The sequence below is a fragment of the Acidilobus sp. genome (assembly GCF_049973875.1).
Lineage (GTDB): Archaea > Thermoproteota > Thermoprotei_A > Sulfolobales > Acidilobaceae > Acidilobus.
Map to the genome: position 1 here is coordinate 21,993 of NZ_JBMFJI010000009.1, position 19,481 is coordinate 41,473.

The 19,481-nt window shown below is 60.6% G+C and carries 19 protein-coding genes; 10 read left to right on the forward strand and 9 right to left on the reverse strand.

Going from position 1 to position 19,481, the window contains the following annotated elements:
* The first annotated feature begins 3 nt into the window (after positions 1 to 3).
* From ACP5H1_RS04735 to ACP5H1_RS04750, 4 genes are all read left to right on the forward strand, one after another.
* Positions 4 to 150 carry a hypothetical protein gene (locus ACP5H1_RS04735; protein ID WP_427972324.1) on the forward strand — a complete coding sequence of 49 codons (147 nt, stop codon included), beginning with the start codon at positions 4 to 6 and terminating at the stop codon, positions 148 to 150.
* A complete protein-coding gene (locus tag ACP5H1_RS04740; RefSeq protein ID WP_427972327.1) occupies positions 147 to 1,385 on the forward strand; it encodes a lyase family protein in 1,239 nt (412 codons plus the stop codon). Before ACP5H1_RS04735 ends, ACP5H1_RS04740 begins: the two co-directional genes overlap by 4 nt.
* Positions 1,386 to 1,709: 324 nt before the next feature.
* Entirely contained in the window at positions 1,710 to 2,504 is a 795-nt protein-coding gene (locus ACP5H1_RS04745) for an aldo/keto reductase (RefSeq protein WP_427972330.1), read from the forward strand.
* A 112-nt stretch (positions 2,505 to 2,616) separates the two neighbouring features.
* Positions 2,617 to 4,536, forward strand: a complete 1,920-nt coding sequence (locus ACP5H1_RS04750) for an AMP-binding protein (protein WP_427972333.1) — start codon at positions 2,617 to 2,619, stop codon at positions 4,534 to 4,536.
* Positions 4,537 to 4,540: 4 nt separating this feature from the next.
* On the opposite strand, the gene ACP5H1_RS04755 is transcribed toward ACP5H1_RS04750, so the two are convergent.
* Together ACP5H1_RS04755 and ACP5H1_RS04760 are read right to left on the reverse strand one after the other, a co-directional pair.
* On the reverse strand, positions 4,541 to 4,939 hold the full coding sequence (locus ACP5H1_RS04755; RefSeq protein ID WP_427972336.1) for a DUF1634 domain-containing protein: 399 nt from the start codon (positions 4,937 to 4,939) through the stop codon (positions 4,541 to 4,543).
* A gap of 13 nt (positions 4,940 to 4,952) precedes the next feature.
* Positions 4,953 to 5,819 carry a sulfite exporter TauE/SafE family protein gene (locus tag ACP5H1_RS04760; protein WP_427972339.1) on the reverse strand — a complete coding sequence of 289 codons (867 nt, stop codon included), beginning with the start codon at positions 5,817 to 5,819 and terminating at the stop codon, positions 4,953 to 4,955.
* Positions 5,820 to 6,012: 193 nt separating this feature from the next.
* Between ACP5H1_RS04760 and ACP5H1_RS04765 the strand changes: the two genes are divergently transcribed.
* Positions 6,013 to 6,750 (forward strand): helix-turn-helix domain-containing protein, encoded by a 738-nt coding sequence (locus ACP5H1_RS04765; protein ID WP_427972342.1) that lies wholly within the window; start codon positions 6,013 to 6,015, stop codon positions 6,748 to 6,750.
* Here ACP5H1_RS04765 and ACP5H1_RS04770 read toward each other — a convergent pair.
* On the reverse strand, positions 6,737 to 7,105 hold the full coding sequence (locus tag ACP5H1_RS04770) for a nascent polypeptide-associated complex protein (protein ID WP_427972345.1): 369 nt from the start codon (positions 7,103 to 7,105) through the stop codon (positions 6,737 to 6,739). The genes ACP5H1_RS04765 and ACP5H1_RS04770 overlap by 14 nt on opposite strands.
* A gap of 75 nt (positions 7,106 to 7,180) precedes the next feature.
* Between ACP5H1_RS04770 and ACP5H1_RS04775 the strand changes: the two genes are divergently transcribed.
* A complete protein-coding gene (locus tag ACP5H1_RS04775) occupies positions 7,181 to 8,470 on the forward strand; it encodes an MBL fold metallo-hydrolase (protein WP_427972348.1) in 1,290 nt (429 codons plus the stop codon).
* Between the two features lie 101 nt (positions 8,471 to 8,571).
* Here ACP5H1_RS04775 and ACP5H1_RS04780 read toward each other — a convergent pair whose 3' ends face one another.
* On the reverse strand, positions 8,572 to 9,282 hold the full coding sequence (locus tag ACP5H1_RS04780; RefSeq protein ID WP_427972351.1) for a phosphoglycolate phosphatase: 711 nt from the start codon (positions 9,280 to 9,282) through the stop codon (positions 8,572 to 8,574).
* A 90-nt stretch (positions 9,283 to 9,372) separates the two neighbouring features.
* On the opposite strand from ACP5H1_RS04780, the gene ACP5H1_RS04785 reads away from it, so the two are divergent.
* The 4 genes from ACP5H1_RS04785 to ACP5H1_RS04800 are packed head-to-tail and all read left to right on the forward strand — an operon-like array spanning position 9,373 to position 12,660.
* Positions 9,373 to 11,043, forward strand: a complete 1,671-nt coding sequence (locus ACP5H1_RS04785; protein ID WP_427972354.1) for an acyl CoA:acetate/3-ketoacid CoA transferase — start codon at positions 9,373 to 9,375, stop codon at positions 11,041 to 11,043.
* Positions 11,044 to 11,090: 47 nt separating this feature from the next.
* Positions 11,091 to 11,369, forward strand: a complete 279-nt coding sequence (locus ACP5H1_RS04790) for a lipoate protein ligase C-terminal domain-containing protein (protein WP_427972357.1) — start codon at positions 11,091 to 11,093, stop codon at positions 11,367 to 11,369.
* The gene (locus ACP5H1_RS04795) at positions 11,359 to 12,177 is read left to right on the forward strand and encodes a lipoate--protein ligase family protein (protein ID WP_427972360.1); all 819 of its coding nucleotides are present in this window, start codon (positions 11,359 to 11,361) and stop codon (positions 12,175 to 12,177) included. Before ACP5H1_RS04790 ends, ACP5H1_RS04795 begins: the two co-directional genes overlap by 11 nt.
* A gap of 57 nt (positions 12,178 to 12,234) precedes the next feature.
* Positions 12,235 to 12,660 (forward strand): CBS domain-containing protein, encoded by a 426-nt coding sequence (locus ACP5H1_RS04800; protein ID WP_427972363.1) that lies wholly within the window; start codon positions 12,235 to 12,237, stop codon positions 12,658 to 12,660.
* A gap of 2 nt (positions 12,661 to 12,662) precedes the next feature.
* Here the strand turns inward: ACP5H1_RS04800 and ACP5H1_RS04805 are convergent, their stop codons facing one another.
* From ACP5H1_RS04805 to ACP5H1_RS04825, 5 genes are all read right to left on the reverse strand, one after another.
* Entirely contained in the window at positions 12,663 to 13,217 is a 555-nt protein-coding gene (locus ACP5H1_RS04805) for a DUF998 domain-containing protein (RefSeq protein WP_427972365.1), read from the reverse strand.
* Positions 13,218 to 13,256: 39 nt separating this feature from the next.
* Positions 13,257 to 17,291: a DEAD/DEAH box helicase gene (locus ACP5H1_RS04810; protein ID WP_427972368.1), complete on the reverse strand. Its 4,035-nt coding sequence runs from the start codon at positions 17,289 to 17,291 to the stop codon at positions 13,257 to 13,259.
* Between the two features lie 68 nt (positions 17,292 to 17,359).
* Positions 17,360 to 18,286, reverse strand: coding sequence for a TFIIB-type zinc ribbon-containing protein (locus tag ACP5H1_RS04815; protein ID WP_427972371.1), 927 nt, complete (start codon positions 18,284 to 18,286; stop codon positions 17,360 to 17,362).
* 6 nt (positions 18,287 to 18,292) lie between these two features.
* Positions 18,293 to 18,577 (reverse strand): H/ACA ribonucleoprotein complex subunit GAR1, encoded by a 285-nt coding sequence (locus tag ACP5H1_RS04820; protein WP_427972374.1) that lies wholly within the window; start codon positions 18,575 to 18,577, stop codon positions 18,293 to 18,295.
* A gap of 171 nt (positions 18,578 to 18,748) precedes the next feature.
* Positions 18,749 to 19,429: an MBL fold metallo-hydrolase gene (locus tag ACP5H1_RS04825; RefSeq protein ID WP_427972377.1), complete on the reverse strand. Its 681-nt coding sequence runs from the start codon at positions 19,427 to 19,429 to the stop codon at positions 18,749 to 18,751.
* Positions 19,430 to 19,481 lie beyond the last annotated feature (52 nt).

A 19,481-nucleotide genomic window follows, 5' to 3' on the forward strand; every position in this document is an offset into this window, starting at 1 on the left:
GACTTGCGCGGTAAGGCCTCAGCCGTAATAGCCTTCAGTCGCAGGGAACGCCTGGGGGTAGATATGAGCTCGTACGCGGAGAGGGCGAGGCCCTACTACCTTGAGACCGGCACCAGGCCCCCAGGAGGCTCATATGGGCTGTCGCTATGATCAAGGCTGCCGCCGCCAGGGCCAACAGGGAGCTGGGCCTGCTGGACGCAGTAAAGGCGTCAGCCATAGAGTTCTCAGCCCTGGAGGTGGCCAAGGGATCACGCGACGACAAGGTAACTGTTGACGTGTTTCAGACTGGCTCGGGAACAGGCATAAACATGAACATAAACGACATAGTGGCCGACCTGGCCTCGGGGCTCTGCGGCTGCAGGGTGCACCCAAACGACGACGTCAACATGTCCCAGTCCAGCAACGACGTCATGCCAACGGCCCTCCGCCTAGCCGCGATAGCTGCCGTCAATGAGGACCTACTGCCGGCCGTCAGGAAGCTAGTCTCAGCTCTGAGGGAGGCCGGCTCCAGGTTCGGCGACTTAGTGAGGCCAGGGAGGACGCACCTGAGGGACGCCCTCCCCATAACGCTAGGGCAACAGATGGAGGCCTATGCGCACATGATTGAGAGGGGCCTCTCCGCCGTGACCTCCGTGCTCGGCCTGCTGTATGAGGTGCCCCTCGGCGGGACCGCGGTGGGCACTGGAGCTAACGCGGACCCCAGGTTCGCAGAGGTAGCCGTGAGGGAGCTGAGCTCCCTGAGCGGGGTGAGCCTCAGGCCCTCGTCGTCGAAGTCGGCTCTCATGAGGTCGCTCTCAGACGTAGTAGCGCTGAGCGGGGCCCTCAGGTCCCTGGCCCTTGACATGCTGAGGATCTCCAACGACCTGAGGCTCCTGAACTCCGGGCCCAACACTGGCCTGAACGAGGTCGAGGTCCCAGTTGACGTGCCTGGGAGCAGCATGATGCCAGGCAAGAAGAACCCCGTGACCCTTGAGGCCGTCAACCAGGGGGCAGCCCAGGCGCTTGGCTACGACCAGGCGATAGCCTGGGGCGCCTCGCTGGGGGAGCTCGAGCTTAACATGGGCATCCCGGTGGTGGCGTACAACGTGCTTAAGGAGGTCGAGCTGCTGGCTGAGATGGCCAGGAAGCTAGCAGGGACCGTCTCACAGGTAATACCGCACAGGGAGAGGATGCTCCAGCTGGCGGCCTCAAGCCAGGCCCTCGTGACGTTCCTCTCGCCGCTCGTGGGCTATGACGTCGCGGCGGCCATCTCGGAGGCCATAAGCAGGGGCGCCGCGCTTGAGGACGCAGTGAGGTCGGCGGTCAAGGATGAGGAGAAGGCTAGGAAGGTAGTTGAGTTGCTCTCAGACGTGGAGAAGCTCACAGGCCCCGTGAGGCTGCACTAGCCCAACTCGCGGCACGGGCAGCCCGCAGCAGCATGTGAACAAGAGGATGCGAAGGCCCCGGGCAAGCTTTCATTGGTCGCCTAGGCCTAGGGCTTTAAGTCGCCACTTCAACGCCGTGGAGCAGGCCGCAGCACCTGGCCTTCCATTATTGTCGCCGTAGTTAAGGGGGCCACGGAGCCCCTAGGCTGGCCTGTCAAGAAGCTCTCAGGGCTCAGCAAAGGCCATTATCATCACATTTCAGGGATAGCTGGGTCCTCACAGCCCTGCACGCTATACTGGCTCAGGCTTATTTCTTTATGCTGCGGCCGTTAGGTGGGGTCAAGCTTGAGGCTATGCGACAAGGAGGCCTCGCTCCTCGGCCTGGGCACCTGGGGCATGGGAGGCGGGTTCTGGAGCCCTGACTACAGCAGGGATGAAGTCTACGTTAACGCCATAAGGTACGCCTACGAGCGCGGCATAAGGGTCTTCGACACGGCCGAGATGTACGGGGGCGGCCACACCGAGGAGCTGGTGGGGAGGGCCCTCGCGGACGTTGCGGATGACGTGATAATTATAAGCAAGGTCTGGCCTAACCACTTCCACTACGACGACCTGGTGAGGTCCGCAGAGGCCAGCAGGAGGAGGCTGGGGGTGAAGTCAATAGACATCTACCTGCTGCACTGGCCCAGCAGGGACGTGCCGCTGCAGGAGTCCATCAGGGCCCTTGAGGACCTGGTTGACAGGGGGGTCATAAGGTGCATGGGGGTGAGCAACTTCGACAGGCAGCTGCTGGAGGAGGCCATGAGCTTAGCCAGGAGGCACGAGGTGGTAGTTGACGAGGTTGAGTACAGCGTTTACAACAAGTGGGCCGAGAGGGACCTCATACCGTTCGCGAGGCAGGCCGGGGTCACCATAGTTGCCTACTCGCCGCTCGGCAGGGGCTCTGCGAGCTCCGACTCGAGGCTTGCGAGGGTCGGGGCCAAGTACGGGAAGACGCCCGTGCAGGTGGCCCTCAACTACCTCATGAGGAGCTCCCTGCCCATACCCAAGGCCTCGAGGAAGGAGCACATAGACGAGCTCCTGGGCGCCGTGGGCTGGAGCCTGAGCGACGAGGACTATAACTACATAAGGTCCCTCTAGGCCATCAACGGGGCCTTGCCGCATATATAGGCGATTGCAGTTAGGTTATAAGTTCCTGTATACATTTTCGTAAAGAAGTAGGAAAAGTGTGGAATAAGGGGTGATTTTGGCCTTGTCTAAGGCGACGGAGGAGATATACTCTGTAAGGAAGCTCCAGGCCCTCTCCTCCTTGGCCTCAAAGGACCCGGCTGCCTTCTGGTCGCAGCAGGTGGACCTGATAGACTGGTTCCAGAGGCCAGCGAAGGTCCTCGAGGGGAGCCCGCCTACTGAGAGGTGGTTTGTGGGAGGCCTCATGAACGTCTCATACAACGCCGTGGACAGGCACCTCAGGGACAAGGCCGACAAGGTGGCCTTCTACTGGACCAACGAGTCCCTGGACTACAGGGCAATAACGTTCAGGGAGCTGCACTACCAGGTCAACAGGGCCGCCTACGTCCTGAAGCAGCTTGGCGTCAAGCGCGGTGACGTGGTCTCGATGATAATGCCGAGCATACCTGAGGCCGTCTATTTTGGCCTGGCCGTCCACAGGCTTGGAGCGATATTGGCAATACACTATGTTGGACTCAGTGACGACGTCATGGCCTTCAGGCTCCAGGACGCTGGGTCAAAGGTCCTGGTGGTCGTGTCCAAGGGCTTCAGGGCCGGCCAGGAGATAAGGATAAAGGACATAGCCGACAGGGTGCTCAACAACTTCAAGACTCCCGTTGAGAAGGTCCTGGTGGTCAGCAGGGGCTTCAGCGACTTCAACGTCAACGGCAGCCGTGACGTGGTCTATGAGGACATAGCTCCCAAGGGGAAGGTCTACGTGCCGCCGGAGCCCGTGGACGCGAGCGACGTGGGAACCATATACTACACCAGCGGCACCACGGGCAGGCCCAAGGGGATAACCCAGACGCAGGGAGGCTACGTGGTGGCGCTTAACTGGACGTTCAAGGCGCTGTTCAACCTGGGGCCCAGCGACGTCTGGTGGACCATATCTGAGCTGGGGTGGCCGGTGTGGCCCATGGCCAACCTGTACACGGCCCCCGTCATGGGCGTAACGGCCGTGCTCTTTGAGGGCTTCGTGGGCCAGAAGCCCGACCTCTTCGCTAAGGTGGTTGAGAGGTTTGGGGTCACCCACGTGTGGTCCTCAACGACTACGCTCTACACCCTGAAGGGCCTGGGCTCGGAGTCGGTGACGGGAGGCGACACGTCCACCCTGAGGATAATACTCAACACCGGGGAGCCGCTCAACGTGGGCGCCTGGCAGTGGTTCAGGGAGAACCTGCCCAACACGTACATAGGCGACGCGTACTGGATGACGGAGCACCTGAGCCCCATAGCCGCGACGCCCTACGGCATAGCCGAGCTCCCCTTCAGGCCGGGCTCCGCTGGAATAGCATTCTCGCCCACCAGGGTCCTCATAGTTGACGACGAGGGCAAGCCGCTCCCGCCCGGCAACAAGGGCTACATAGTGCTGAGCCCCTACACGCCGGCCCTGGGCAAGATGTGGAACGACCCCAACTATGAGAGGTACATTAAGACCTACTGGTCCAGGTTCCCAGGCTACTTCTACACCGGCGACTACGGCTACATGGATGAGGACGGCTACCTCTACGTGCTTGGCAGGGCGGACGACGTCATAGCCACCACGGGCCAGAGGATAGGCACCATGGAGGTCGAGAGCACCATAGGCACCCACCCCGCTGTGGCTGAGGTGGCCGCGGCCAGCATGCCGCTGCCCGGAGGCAAGGGCTCGGCTCTGCTGGCTTTCGTGGTGCTCAGGCCCGGCTACCAGCCCAGCGACCAGCTGGCCGAGGACATAAAGGCCTACGCCAGGAACGCCGGCTACATAGTTGACAGGGTGGTCTTCGTGAGGAAGCTGCCAAAGACAAAGAGCGGGAAGATAATGAGGAGGCTGCTGAGGGCAGCGCTCAACCAGGAGCCGCTGGGCGACACCTCAACTCTTGACGACCCTGCAGCATTCGAGGACACCAGGAGGATGATAGAGCAGGTGAGGGAGGAGTTCAGGAAGCTGCTGCAGCAGCCGTAAAAGGCTACTTCACTACAAGGGCAGGTATGACAAATATTGCTAACATCAGGTTCATGAACACAACCGCCGTGATGAACGTGTAGAGCCAGTTCCTCTCGTGTGCAAACTGCGCTATGCCTATGGCAACCCTTATCACGGGCGTCGCCATGAGGATTATGAGGCCTATGAGTACGTAGGCGAGCCCGTTAAGGCCTGCGACTGTCCTGGAGTTTATGTAGCTGACGGGCAGTATTGACGTGTTAACCGGGGAGTTGGCAGCGACCAGGTCCTTGAACGTGTAGATGCCCGCCCCCCTGTGGACGTATATAAGGCCTATGCCGAATATTATGAAGACCGCAGATATTAGGACTCCCACCCTGAGGGTCCACCCTATTATGTCCTCGAAGCTTATGTTTCTGGGCATCGTCCTCACCCCCTCAGTGTATTATGCCGACGCCCTTTAGCACCATCTCAACTCCCAGGAACGCCAGTATCGCCGTGAATATGTACCTTATGGACCTGTTGGTTATCTTGGGCAGTATCTTGGAGGCCGTCATTGAGCCCAGCAGGACGCCGAGTGCCGTGAAGCCAGCAAGTATGGGCTGTATAAGGCCGAAGGCCCAGTATATGGCGCTTCCCGTGGCCGCCGTGACGCCAATCATGAAGTTGCTGGTCGTGGTGCTGACCTTCATGGGCAGGTTCATGGCCCAGTCCATGCCGAGCACCTTGAGGGCCCCGCCGCCTATCCCGAGGAGGCCTGATATGAAGCCGGCGAAGAACATTATCGTCTCCCCCAGCCACCAGCGGACCCCGTAGTACTTAACCTCCTGCTTCAGGGCCTCATCGTAGTACTCTCCGTGCAGCTGGAAGACCCTCGTGGTCCAGTCGGGCTTCATGGGCTTTGGGAGCTCGAACTTGGACCTCTCCATCTGGAAGTATATCTGGCTCAGGAGGACCACGCCGAACACCATGTAAATTATGTACTCGAGGTGGTGGGCGTAGACGAAGGCCGCGGTCAGGGAGCCCACTATGGAGCCCGTGGTGGTCGCTATCTCCAGCCCCATGCCTATCCTCACGTTAGTTATCCTGTCCTTAATGTAAGCGCTCGCCGAGCCGCTGGAGGTGGCTATCGTTGATATTAGACTTGCGCCTGTGGCGTAGGCTATCGGAATTCCAAGGAACAGCGTGTAAATGGGGACCAGGAAGGTCCCGCCGCCAAGGCCCACCAGGGCGCCGAGGAAGCCTGATATTATACTTACTATCACTACCAGGGCGAAGAAGACGTCTATCGGTACGTGAAGCATCCCCCCTGCCCTAAGGCAAGGGTTAGGTAGGGTAATTAAAAAGACTTTCACCTCAGCTGTAATGTTTCAATATAATTATGAACTGATAGCTATGTTTCTAAACCAGTGATTATATTTTCAAACGAGTACTAGTTAGTTTGTTGATCTAAATCCACTTAATAGATAGCCCATTGTACCTCCTGCGGGGGCCCCCTTGGAGGAGCTCGAGGAGTTCGCCTACAAGGCAGTTGCCGTCAGGATAGCTGGAGACATAGTGCTCAGCGACTCCCCCGGCGCCGCCCTGAGGAAGTGGAGGGAGTACTTCAAGCTGAGCCAGCAGGAGGTCGCCAAGTACATGGGGGTCTCCTCCAGCGTGCTCAGTGACTACGAGAAGGGCAGGAGGAGCCCAGGGGCGGGATTCATAAGGAGGTTCGTCACTGCACTACTCAAGGTTGACGCCGAGAAGGGCACGAAGAGGTCCGAGAACCTGGTCAAGGCGCTGGGCATACCCACCACTGGCATAATAGACATGCAGGAGTTCAGCGAGCCCATGACCCTTGAGGACATAATAATAACGGTTGACGGCATACTGCTCTACCCTGACTACCCCAAGGGCATAGTGGCCTACGGCTACACGGTGATAGACAGCATTAAGGCTATAACTGAGCTCACCAGCATACAGTTCTACGCCATGCTGGGCTCCGTGCCAGAGAGGGTCATAGTGTTCACTAAGGTCACGGCAGGCAGGAGCCCCATGGTGGCGGTCAGGGTGTCCCTGGTGAAGCCCAGCATAATAGTTATCCATGGCCCCAGGGAGCACGTTGACTACCTGTCAATAGAGCTGGCGAGGCTGGACAGGATACCCCTTGTCCTCAGCACCCTCAACAGCGTCGACGAGCTTGTCCAGAGGCTTAGGAGGCGCACGGGCGGCAGGGGCTTCACGATCCCTTGAGCTTGAGTATGGCCTCAGCTATGTCGCCGTTGGCCGCTATGAGCGCGTTCCTGGCGGTCTCAAGGTCGACCCCGGCCTGCTCCGCCACGAGCTTCACGTCCTCCTCGCTCACCTGGGGCTGCGCTGGCTGCTGGGGCTTGACATCCTTTGGCTCCCCCACGACATATATCATCGTGGGCTGGTTCCTCCCCCTAACTATTATTACCTGGGGCTCCTCAACGACCAACTGCTTGTCCTTGGCCTCTATGGTGACCCTCGTGGCCTCCAGCTCCTCGGCCTCGATGCCCATCCTCTTGAGCATCCTCTTGAGCTCCCTTGGGTTGACCCCCATCAACGGCCTCTCCCGCAACTTCATGGTAAGTATCGCTTAATATAGCCTTCTGTCACACAAAGGGCAGCGGAAGCTGTATTGGAACAGGTCAGATGAAAGATGGATAGCAGTGACGAAACGCCCAAGGTAAGGATCCTGGGCAGCGGAAGGGAGGTCGGGAGGGCGGCCATAGGTGTAGAGCACAGGGGCCGCCTGGTCCTCCTGGACTACGGCGTCAACTTTGATGAGAACGAGCAGCCCATATACCCGCTTCACGTGAGGCCCAAGGACGTTGAGGCCCTGGTGCTGACCCACAGCCACTTGGACCACGTGGGGGCGGCCCCGGCGCTCTTCATATCCGTTAAGCCGAGGCTCCTGGCAACCCCGCTCACCCTTGACGTGACGAGGCTGCTGCTCTACGACATGATAAAGCTAAACGGGCCCAACCTGATATTCGACAACAGCACAGTTGATGACATGCTTGGCGTGGCCGAGAGCGTGGACTACGAGAGGTCGGTTGAGCTCGGTGACTTCACCCTGACACTCATGTCGAGCGGCCACATACCGGGCTCCGCCTCAGTGCTGGTTGACGTGAACGGCAGGAAGGTGCTGTACACCAGCGACATGAACACCATAGAGACGAAGCTCATGAACCCCCACAAGCTGACCGGGGTGAAGGCCGACGCCGTGATAATAGAGTCCACCTACTCCACCGTGACGCACCCCGAGAGGAGTAACACTGAGAAAGAGTTCTACGAGTCCGTGGAGGACGTGGTCAAGAGGGGCGGCACCGTGCTCGTCCCTGCGTTCAGCGTCGCCAGGGGGCAGGAGATAATGTGCCTCCTCGAGGAGAAGGGCTTCGGCTGGCCCGTCTGGATAGACGGCATGATAAGGTCCGTCACCGACCTTTACCTGGCGCACAGCAGCTTCATCAAGGACCCGAGGCTCCTCGCCAAGGCCCTTGAGGATCAGAACGTCGTCAAGGGCTGGGGGGACAGGAAGAAGGCCCTCAAGAAGCCTGGGGTCATAATATCGAGCGCGGGCATGTTGAAGGGTGGCCCAAGCCTGTACTACTACACAAGGATGGTTCAGAACGAGAAGGATGCCGTGTTCCTGGTGAGCTACCAGGCGCCGGGCACCCCCGGAAGGCAGGCCCTTGAGGAGGGGGTATTCTTTGACGGCGAGAGGAAGCTGCCCGTTAAGGCGAGGCTTCAGATATTCGACTTCTCGAGCCACACCGACTGGAGGGGCGTCTTACAGACGTTGAAGTCCCTGGCCGGGGTCAGGAAGGTCATCCTGGTCCACGGGGAGCCCCAGGGCCAGGTGAAGCTGGCATCAAAGATAAAGGACGAGCTGGGCGATGTTGAGGTCCTAGTGCCCCAGAACGGCGACGAGATACCCGTCGACTAGTGGCAGCCTTATTTGCCTGGACCTCCACGGTTCAAGTGAATGAGGAATTTGCCGAGTGCTGAGCCGTTGAGGCTGTGAAGAGAGGGAACCTCGCCTGACGCTTAGTTGCGTTCTCCTTTAGCGAGAAGCCACCTGGCGAACTCCAGGAAGCCTGCGCCTCCCCTGCCCCTGGCCACGAACTTAACCTTAACCTTAACCGCGGGGGCAGCGTCGCCCGGGCAGCCGCTTATGGGCACCACCGAGAGCATGTCAAGGTCGTTCTCGCCGTCCCCTATGGCTGCCGCCTCGGAGGCGCTGACTCCTATGAGCTCAAGGGCCCTCAGGAGCCCCTCGCCCTTGCCGTTGCCCGGGTTTATGTGGACGGCGTAGCCGCTCCAGAGAACCCTGAGGCCGTGGGCCTCGGCCATCTCTGACACGGCCCTGAGCAGCTCGGCCTTAGAGTCCTCGTCTATCCCCCTGGGCATGAAGAAGGCCATGTCGTGGTACCTGAACTCGTTCTGCCAGCTGGGCCTGAGGCCGAGGTCCTGGAGCTTCCTGAGCAGCCCCTCGGGGGGCCTGCCGGAGCACACGTGCTGTACCTGCCCCCTGTACATTATGACGCAGCCGTTCTCGGCCACGACGGGGCCGCTGGAGCCAAGGTAGACGCTGAGGCCGGCGGTCACGGGGAGGCTGTTGCCCGAGACCAGGATAACCTTGACCCCGCGGGACTCCAGCAGCCTTATTCCCCTGATAGCGTACACGCTTACCCTCAGGTCGCCCCTCCTCACGGTGAGCGTGCCGTCAACGTCTGACCCGACGGCCCTCAGCGGCAACCGCGCTCCCAGCTTCAGCTCTCGCAGTAAATATTAAAGCCCCTACATACTTCTAAAGTAATTGAAGCACAGATTCGGAGGTAACTTAACATGAGCGACAGCGTTGTGAGCCTGATAGCAAAGAAGAAAATAGTTACAGATCCGGACTTCGTCCTGTCGCAGATAAAGGACGGCGACGTCGTTGCCATCTCAGGCTTCAACGAGATAACGTCGCCCGACTACCTCATAGAGAGGCTCTACAAGCTGTACTTGAAGACCGGCCACCCCAGGAACCTCTTCATAATAAGCGACACGTTCCCTGGGACGCCCGGCAGGGGGCTTGACAGCTTAGCCCAGATGATGCACAAGAGAGGGGACAGGGACTTCATAAGGGGCATGCTGGTGGCCTTCTACGGCTGGAGCGAGACCCTCCAGAAGATGATAAAGGAGGAGTGGTTCGAGGCCTACGCCTGGAGCATCGGGATCCTGGCCTACTGGTTCAGGGAGGTCGGGAGCGGCAGGCCCGGCGTCCTGACCAGGGTCGGGCTCAACACCACCGCTGACCCAAGGTATGATGGCACAGCCCTTAATGAGACCGCCAAGGAGAGGAGGACCGTCAAGGTGCAGCTGCTCAACATAGACGGCAAGGAGTACCTGCTCTACACCGCCCCGAAGCCCAAGTTCGCCCTCATAAGGGGGAGCACGGCCGACGAGATAGGAAACCTGTCCCTTGAGGACGAGGTGGCTTACGGCACCGTGCTTAACATAGCTCAGGCGACTAAGGCCATGCCGGAGAAGGGCACAGTTATAGCCCAGGTGCTCAGGGTGGCCAGGTTCGGCTCCATTAACCCCAAGAGCGTGATAGTCCCTGGCCCGCTGGTGGACCACGTTGTAGTAGCGCCCAGGGAGTACCACAGGCAGTCCCACAGCTTTGACTACGACCCTATAGTAGCTGGAAGGGTGATCCCTCCGACTGACGTTATGACATCACAGATGGAGAGCGGCCTGGACGAGAGGAAGGTCGTGGCCCGGAGGGTGGCCCTTGAGCTCGCCAGGCTCGTAGAGAGGTACGGGAGGCCCGTGGTGGTCAACCTTGGCGTGGGCATACCGGCGATGGTGGGCGAGGTGGCGATGGAGGAGGACATGCAGGACCTGGTGGTGCTCACGGTGGAGTCAGGCACGTGGGGAGGAAGGCCACTCTACGGTCCTGACTTCGGGGTCTCCATAGGGGCCTTCGCTGTGCTCTCTGTGCCGGACCAGTTCACAATGTACGAGGGAGGGGTCATAGACGCGGCCTCGCTGGGCTTCATGCAGATAGACAGGTACGGCAACGTAAACTCGTTCTTCACCGAGTCAAAGATACCTGGGCCAGGAGGGTTCCCGGCTATAGCGTCAGGTGCGCCCGACATTTACTACGCGGGCCTCTTCACGGCTGGCAAGGGGGCGAAGTATGAGGTGGCTGACGGAAAGCTGAGGATAATCTCCGACGGAAACATACTGAAGTTTGTTAACAAGGTGGACAAGGTCGGGTGCTCCTCAAGGGTGATGATAGAGAACGGTAAGAACGTGCTTTACATAACCGAGAGGGCCGTGTTCAGGCTGACGCCCGAGGGGCTGGAGCTCATAGAGGTGGCCCCAGGCGTCGACCTGGAGAAGGACGTGCTCGCCAAGATGGAGTTCAAGCCTATAATAAAGAGGGAGCCAGAGCTCATGGACCCAAGGATCTTCACGCCCAAGAAGATGGGCCTGAAGGAGGAGCTTGTGAAGGCCATAAGGGTCTGAGGCTAACACTTTTCTTTTTCTCCACGCCCGAGGGCGCGGGGTCTTTAGTGGGCACGTGCGAGGTTAAGGCCAGGAAGGGGCTCATAAGGGTCTCCTCCGAGGTCGTCGGAGGAGTCATAGCTAGGGTCAGCATAACGGGCGACTTCATGGTTATCCCGGAGGACAAGGTCTTCGAGCTTGAGGAGAGCCTCGTTAACATTAGGTTTGACAGGGGCGAGGTCTCTGGCGTCGTCAGGAGGGTGCTTCAGGGCTCAAGCCTGGTAGGCTGCTCCGAGGAGGACTTCGTGGACGCCATAATGTGCTCAGGTGAGGGAAATGCAGCTTAGGGTCCTGCTCTACGAGACCCCTGACGACCCCTACATGAACTTGGCGTTCGAGGAGGCCCTGCCCAGGGCGAGGGGCTGTGGCATCTCCCCTGACACGCTGAGGCTGTGGAGGAACCGCAGGGCAGTTGTAATAGGCTACTTCCAGAGGGCCGAGGAGGAGGTCAACCTTGCAGAGGCCGAGAGGCAGGGAGTCAGGGTAGTGAGGAGGTTCACCGGCGGAGGGGCAGCATACCATGACCTTGGCAACATAAACTACGCGATATCGCTCTCCCTGGGCGAGAGGAAGGTAAGCAACCCAGTTGACTTCATATTCACGGAGCTCATAAGGGCCCCCGTGGAGGCGCTCAGGTCCCTGGGCCTTGAGGCCTCGGTGCAGAACGTCAACGACATAATTGTTGACAACAGGAAGGTGAGCGGCACGGCGGCAACGATATCCTGGGGCTCCATATTCTTCCACGGCGCTATGCTCGTGAGCGCTGACCTGGGCGTCCTGGCCTCGGTCCTCAAGGTACCCCTCAAGAAGCTCATAGACAAGGGGGTCTCAAGCGTCAAGTACAGGGTAACGAACTTGGCTGCCCTGAGGCCTGGGACCACGGTTAACGAGGTCGCCTCCGCCCTAGCCAGCTCTTTCGCAAAGGTGCTGGGCTACGACGGCGTTAAGTACGACCTGCCCACGTCTGAGGAGCTGGAGATGGCTGAGGTGCTCTACAGTTACAAGTACTCGGACAGCTCGTGGAACATGGACAGGGCGCCCCACAGGCAGTTCAGGAAAGCTGAGGAGGAGCTCATGAGGGTATGTAGAAGGTAGTGTATCATATGCGCTAAGCTGAGCGCTTAAAATCCCCACTGTACGGACACTATTAAGGTGAGCTCCTTGAGCGTCTGGACCTCGAAGGTAGGCGACGTCGCAAGGAAGAACGTGGTGTCCGCGACCGCCGACGCCACGCTTGCGGAGGCCGCGAGGCTCATGTACACAAAAGGCACTGGCAGCGTCGTAGTTGTGTCCCCGGAGGGGAAGGTGATAGGTATCTTCACTGAGAGGGACCTGAGCAGGGTGGTAGCGGACAGGGTCAGCTATGACTCAAAGCTCGGCGACTTAATGACCAAGGACCCGGTGACCATAAGGGACGACGAGCCCGTAACTAAGGCGGTGGAGCTGCTGTCGACCCGCAAGATAAGGCACCTGCCCGTGGTTGACCGGGAGGGAAGGCTCGTGGGCATAATAACGGCCAGAGACATAGTTGACATAACTGAGAGGTACCTGGCGTCGACGGGCTTCGTCTCGGAGTGACCTCAGCCTTCAAGGTCGCGCAGGTCAAACGTCATAAGTATCACGAAGAGGTCTATGAGCACTATTCCGTAGGCCTCGAGGGTGGCCGCCGAGGGCCACCTGAAGGCTATGGCCCCGGCGGGCCCGATGACCCCAATGGCCGCCTCCGCGGCCCCTCTTTTTGTCCTGCCCGAGACTATGGAGCCCGCGCCCCACACTATGGACGTCATGTCCATCTGCGCGAAGAACCACTGCGAGACAAAGACGTGGGGGTATGTGCCCTCGTGAAACACGCCTATCAGGGCAAGGAACAGGCCGGCCACCATCATGAAGGAGGCGCCCACGGCCTCTAGCTTCTCGCTGCTGACGTTAACAGCGTATGAGGCGAAGGCGATTATGAGGGCGCCGACCGCTATAAGACCATAGTTGTAGAGCCACGGGTCCGTGGCCCTGGGACCTCCCAGGTCGCTGAAGGCATTCCTGGTGAACACGAACCAGGGGTTAATGGACACGCACGCAATGATAATTGCCCATGCCGCCACTGCCGCCGTGAGGCCAAGGTACCTGAGGGCTCGCAAGTAAAACCCCTGTGGGTTAAGAGGCCCGGAGGCTAAAATCTAAGCCTTTGACCTGGCGTAGAGGTAGAAGCTGGCGTAGGGGTAGCCGTGGACAAGCTTGATGACCTCGTTGACCTTTTCGCTGTCCTTGGCCACCACAACGACGTAGCCCATGTTCATGGCCTTCTCAAGTTCCCCCCTCCTGGCCAGGGAGGCCAGCCTCCTGTAATAGCTTGACGAAACGGAGGGCGACCTGCCCGTGAGCTTGAGGTACCTGGCGGAGACCAGGGGGGCAGCCGTGGGGGAGGCGCCTATCACCACCGAGCCCTCCCCCACGAGCTCCTCAACCTCTATAACGTCCTTTATGGCGCGGTCGACGCACTCGTCCACGCTGTCGCACCTCACCACCTTGCCCAGCCTGACGCCCCCCAGAGGGGGCCTGAGCCCCTTGGCTAGGAGCTCCTCTATGGCCCTCTTGACCTGGGAGTCGGCCAGCTGCTGCCCTCCCCTTGCCCTGGCCGCCACCGCCGCCTCCAGCAGGTCCGAGAGCTCCTTGACCTTCCTGCCCTCCCTCAGGGAGAGCCAGAGCGATATGGCGTAGAGCTCAGGGTCAAGGTACCTCCTTGGCCTCCTCCAGCCCGAGGCCACGGAGACCAGGGCCACGAGGCCGTCATAGCTTATCGACTTACAGTTCTCCTGCGACTTCAGCCCTATTGAGGCGTCGTTGTCACATATGTTAAAGTAGACCCTGCGGCCCTCCAGCCCCCTCACGGCCCTTGATATGCACGTGCCGTCGCTCATCGGTATGCACCACCCAGCCTCCTCCTCGACCTTCTCCCTCGGCAGGTCGTAGGCCAGCAGCGGTCCCCTGACGACCTCGTAGTCTACCAGGCCCGCCACCCTCAGCACGTCAAGGTACTTGACGAGCCCCCATTCGCCCTCCCTGCCCTTGATGGGGATCGGGATGACGCCGTCCCTGTACTTGACGCACTGCATGGCCTCGGCTATCAGCTGCAGGGTCCTGTGCACGCCGAGGGGCCTTATGGCCTCCCCCTTGGCCATGGCTGACTGCACGGTCATGTCAGTCGGGTTGTAAAGTATGACTGCCCTCGCGGGCTTCCCATCCCTCCCGGCCCTGCCTATCTCCTGGTACAGGTCCTCCACGCTGCCGCTCGGCGCGGCGTGAAGGGTCCACCTTATGTTAGGTATGTCGACACCCATGCCGAAGGCCTTGGTGGCCACCACTATCCTTGGCCCCCTGCCCGTGCGGGAGGAGCTCACCACCTCCTCCTCGACCCGCCTCCTCTCGGAGTCGCTCAGCTGGCCGTGGTACACGGCTATGTCCTCACCTAGCCTCCTGCCCAGGAACTTGGCAACCTCCTCGGCGTTGAGCCAGGGCCTTGAGTCGCTCTGAACGAACGGCACGAACACTATTCCAACCCACGGTTCCCCGAGCGAGTCGGCCCACCTCGTCAGCTCCTCCGCGTGAAGGGCTATGTCCTCAAGCCTGTCGGGGCCGTCCCTGGCTGGCACAACATCAATGGAGATCTCAGGCCTCAGGGACGGGGCCCTCAGGACCACCGGCTTGCCCGAGTAGCTTACCTCAGCGGTCTCAGGGCCCAGGGATATCCGGCGCTCCTCGTAGTCACTGTAGCCGAGCTCGCCCAGGACGTCCCTGACCACGTCAGAGGGCGCTGACGCGGTGAGGGCGACTATCGGGGGCCACCCAGCTGAGGCCCTGTCCTTGAGCTGCCTGGCGACGTACAGGTAGCTTGGCCTGAAGCTGAGCCCCCACCTTGAGAGGGCGTGGGCCTCGTCAAGCACCACGAGGCTCGCCTCGCCCGAGGTCGAGACCAGCTCCGAGGCCGGCCCCGAGCTGAAGCCCTCGGGCGTCACGTAGACCAGGTCAAGGAGGCCCTCCCTGGCCGCCGCTATTATCTCCCTCTTCCTTGATGGAGGCACGCTTGAGTCTATGTAGGCGGCCCTGAGCCCCCTCGACCTGGCGTTCTTCACCTGGTCATGCATGAGCGCCCTCAGGGGGCTTATCACTATGGCTGTTGACCCTAGCCCCAGGTCCTCGAGGGCCTTCGCCGTCACCTGGAAGATGGCGCTCTTCCCGGCCCCCGTGGGAAGTATGACCATGAGCGCTGAGGCCCTGCCCGAGGAGGCCATCTGGGCCAGCACCCTCACGGCGAGGCCCTGGTAGGGCCTCAGGCTCAGGTCGGCGCCCCAGAGCCTCTTGAAGGCGTTCTCCGCCTCCTCCATAATATCAGCGTCACTTAGCTCCACATCAATTTCAGGCCTCGAGGGTGCCACCAGCTCTATGTCGTCCCTCCTCTCGGCCTCAGCATAGAGGGCCCTGCTGACCGCCAGGCCCCCGTTCTTGGCAACAAGCTCTATGACATAGTCCACAAGTTTGTCGTGGATGCCATACGCCGTGTCCTCAGGCTCCGCGCGGATCAGCCTCTCGGGGAACACTATAATGGAGCGGTCGGCCACGCCCCCGGCCTCGGGCATGACCAGGTAGTCATCCCATGATATGAAGCCCAGGCCTCCCTTGGAGAACCAGGAGTCCATGGTTTCAGCCGTTATGAACGTGCCCCCGTGGGCGCTGGCGGCCGCCCTGGCGAGGGCCCTCGTTGGGACTATTATCAGAGGCCTGGAGGCCCCTGAGGCCATGGCGACGGCTGACGACACCGCCTCGGAGGCCCCCCTGAGGCCGCCCACGATAGGCTCGCCGTAGGCCTTCACCTTGCCCTTGTTGGGGGCCGCTATGCCGAGGGACTCCGCCAGCCTCTGGGGGACATAAGAGTTGGCGGTGAGCCTTATGTTCTTGGCTCCGGGGCACCTCACCCTGAGCTTCCTGATGAGCTCCTCCTCGTCAGGCGGAGGCCTCGATGAGGGGAGGCAGTCGCCGTAGGTGCGAGCGCAGTCAAGTAGGACTTCTATGTCGTCAAGGCACGCCAGGTCCCACGGCTCAACCTGGCTGCCAGGCCTTGGGCCTGCGGCCGTCTGCACCAGGGAGGCCATTATGGCTTTAGCTATTGACCTGCCCTCGTCGCCGTCAAGGCTTGAGAGTCGGATGGCCCTCAGGGGGTCGCCTCCCCTTGAGGCCAGCGCCTTGATGACTATAGCTGCCACGTAGTCGTCCTGGGGGGCCCGTGAGGGGTTCACTGAGAACGGCCTCCACAGCGGCATGTAGGCCCTGGGCCTGTCGGTGACAACTATGGAGCGCTGTTCCTTGACGCCGCGCTGTCCCACGACGGAGCTCACCAGGTCCCTGTACTTGACTATTTCTGAGGCGCCCCTCACGTCCTCGGGCATCTTATCCCACTCGACCCCAACCCTGTTCAGTATGTCAACCGAGCTCTCGACGGCTGCAAGGGCTACGGCTGACGGGGGAAGCATGGGGTTAACCCCAAGGCTGTAGGCTATTGACGCCAGCGAGGGCCTCACGTCAGGGTAGGCCAGCCTCACGAGCCTCCTGGCGTCTACAGCGCCCCTGAGGCCGCAGCTGCCCCAGCTTATGATGAGCTTTGCCCCTGAGAGCTCAGCTATGGAGCTCATCACCTCCTCCGGCGGCGGGGACCTCCACGAGCTTCCGGGCGGCGGCACCTCAGTTACGACGCCATCTACCATGACCTCCCTGTAGTCGCCCTCGCACACTGCAACCATGACCTTTGAGTTGCCGGAGAGCCTCGGCTGCTCCTGCAGGAGCCTTGACGCCTCGGCCTCCCACTTGGAGAGCGCCAGCCCAAGGGAGTAGGTCCTCGCCCTGCGGAGGGTGACGGAGGGCACCGAGCAGCCCCTTGAGGCCAGGTATATGACGTCCTCGTAAAGTCCAAGGGAGACGAGCGACTCCGCCAGCCTCTCTGAGCCCTTAGGGCACGACCTCAGGGACCTCACTGCTGTGGAGACCTGCTGCCTGCTTATGCCGAGGGACTCGGCAGAGGAGGCTACTTCGACTATGCTGTCGGGGTTCACCTTCAGCCTCAGGGAGGTGAGGAGCCTTGACAGCAGCCTCTTCCTGTAAGCGACGTAGGTCGCTGCGCCCGCAGCGGCCGCTGCGCCTGCCGCTAGGACGGCCTCTTGCACTCCAGCTCTCCTGGCTCCTCTAGGACTGGGCCCGCTTAAGGGAAGGAGAGCTCAAAGGCTAAAAAGGCTCAGACGTCAACAACTACTACCATGTTGTCCATCAGGAACCTGTAGAGCTTCCTCACGGTGGACTCCTTTATGCCGACTACCTTGGCCACGTCGCTCTGGCTGATCTCATAGCCGTTAAGCCTTGCAACCAGGTAGACGGCGGCGGCCGCCAGGGCCTCGGGCTTCTTACCGTAGGGCGTCTTGCCTGGCACGCTCAGGGACTTCCTTATGAAGTTAAGCGAGTCCTGCACGACGTACTGGGGCAGCGACAGGCTTGACGCTATCCTGTTAATGTAGGTGAAGGACCTCTCCAGCACCCTGCCCTGGCCCTCGGAGGCCGCGGCGACCTTAAGCATGTCAAGGGCGCCGACGTCGTTGAGCTTCTTAAGGCCGTCCCACAGGTCGTTTTCATCTATCTCAAAGAAGCTCTCTATCTCGCCCTTGGATATGCTTAAGTTGTAGACCTCGACCACCTTCTCCAGGGCGGCGGCCACGACCTTGTTCACGTCCCTGCCTATGGGCTTCTTGGCCCTCTCAGCGTAGGCGTGGAGCACCTGCCCTAGGGCGTCCTTGGCGCTGTCGCTCAGCTCAAAGGCGCTCGCCGCCCTCTTTGCTATGGAGAACATGTTGACCAGCGGCGCCTCACCCTTGAGCAGCGGGTGGGAGCTGCCTATCCTCAGCCTCAGGTTCCTGACCCTCATCAGCGGCGACCTTGACCTGGCCGGGCTCATCCTCAGGTTGCCTATGCCTAGGTCATGCATCAGGGAGTCGTTGGAGTACGAGGCCCTCTCGACGCCCTTCACGTTGCCGTTGCCGAGGGACCTCCACTCAGGGCCGTCACTGAGCTCGTTGTCGTCGTATATGTAGCCGCAGTTGGGGCAGACGAGGACCCCATTATCATCAACGAGCTTGGAGCCGCACCTGGGACACGTGACTGGGGCAACCACGCCTAATCACCTTCTCCTGTGATGGCCCCTCCTCCTGGGGGGTGAGAATACGAGGAAGAGCTCGTCCCCCTCCTTAACTGAGGCGCCCGGGCTCAGCTTGACCAGCAGGTATGGGGAGTTGACGTTTCCTATTACGTCGGCGGCCGACCCCACGAGCCTGCGGTCAGAGTTAATCACCGGCGACCCCTGCCTGAACTTCCTGACATCCATGTCGGTCCTGACTACGGCTAGGCCGCTGACTACGCCTGAGACCTTGCCGATCCTTAGGACTTCCCGGGCGCCTCCCTCCATAACTCCTCCCAGCGGGTGCCAAGGTTAGATGTCGCGCGCCCTATAAGAAAACCTGGCAGGCGATCGCGGTCCTTGCCCCCAAGCTGTGGGAAAAGTGCTGCCTGAAGCGGGAGGCCAAGTACTCACCTAAAGCTGAAAGGATAGTAAACCAAGATAAAGCTTAAAAGGGCCTCACAGGAGCCCCCTTAGGTCCCGCCTGGCCCTTGCGGACGCGTCCCCTACCACGGGCTCGCCGTGCCCCGGGAGCAGGACCCTGAAGTCCAGCGACAGCAGCCTCCTCACCGACTCCCTGGCCCTCTGCATGTCAGCGGTGAACAGGGGCGGCGGGCCCTGTACTTTGCCATCGCGGAAGTTCAGGTTGTCGCCGGCGAAGAGGTGCTCCCCGTCGTAGAGGGCTATGGAGCCGGGCGTGTGCCCTGGGGCGTGGATCACCCTGAGCCCGTGGACCTCATCACCGTCGTTTAGGATAGCGTCTGGCCTGACCGGCTTGAACCAGCGGTAGGCCTCGACGGCCTCCCTTGGGGCCTCCTTGGGGAGCTGAGGGGGCACCAGCCCCTCAAGTATTGGGGCGTCGTCCCTGTGCACGTATATCTTGGCTCCTGTGGCCGAGCGGATGGCGTTCGCGCTGCCGGAGTGGTCCAGGTGGTAGTGAGTCAGAACTATGGCCTTGACCTGGGAGGGGCTGAAGCCCAGGGACCTTATGGATTCCAGCACCAGGCCGTCCTTGCCCGGGATGCCAGCGTCTATTATGATGAGGCCGTCCCCCTGGACGTAAAAGTATATGTTGCCGTTGGTCTCCTCCACGGGCACCCTGTAAACCTTGCTCGTCACCTGAAGGACCACGGCCCTCACGCGATGTAAGTAGATCGGAAAAAGATATAAAGTTTTAATTAGTATATCCGAG

What these genes read in the sequence shown, in the direction of transcription:
- ACP5H1_RS04740 (WP_427972327.1), top strand. Translation starts at nt 147, where the DNA reads ATGATCAAGGCTGCCGCCGCCAGGGCCAACAGGGAGCTGGGCCTGCTG.
- ACP5H1_RS04755 (WP_427972336.1), bottom strand. Translation starts at nt 4,939, where the DNA reads ATGCCCAGAAACATAAGCTTCGAGGACATAATAGGGTGGACCCTCAGG.
- ACP5H1_RS04760 (WP_427972339.1), bottom strand. Translation starts at nt 5,819, where the DNA reads ATGCTTCACGTACCGATAGACGTCTTCTTCGCCCTGGTAGTGATAGTA.
- ACP5H1_RS04770 (WP_427972345.1), bottom strand. Translation starts at nt 7,105, where the DNA reads ATGAAGTTGCGGGAGAGGCCGTTGATGGGGGTCAACCCAAGGGAGCTC.
- ACP5H1_RS04775 (WP_427972348.1), top strand. Translation starts at nt 7,181, where the DNA reads ATGGATAGCAGTGACGAAACGCCCAAGGTAAGGATCCTGGGCAGCGGA.
- ACP5H1_RS04785 (WP_427972354.1), top strand. Translation starts at nt 9,373, where the DNA reads ATGAGCGACAGCGTTGTGAGCCTGATAGCAAAGAAGAAAATAGTTACA.
- ACP5H1_RS04795 (WP_427972360.1), top strand. Translation starts at nt 11,359, where the DNA reads ATGCAGCTTAGGGTCCTGCTCTACGAGACCCCTGACGACCCCTACATG.
- ACP5H1_RS04820 (WP_427972374.1), bottom strand. Translation starts at nt 18,577, where the DNA reads ATGGAGGGAGGCGCCCGGGAAGTCCTAAGGATCGGCAAGGTCTCAGGC.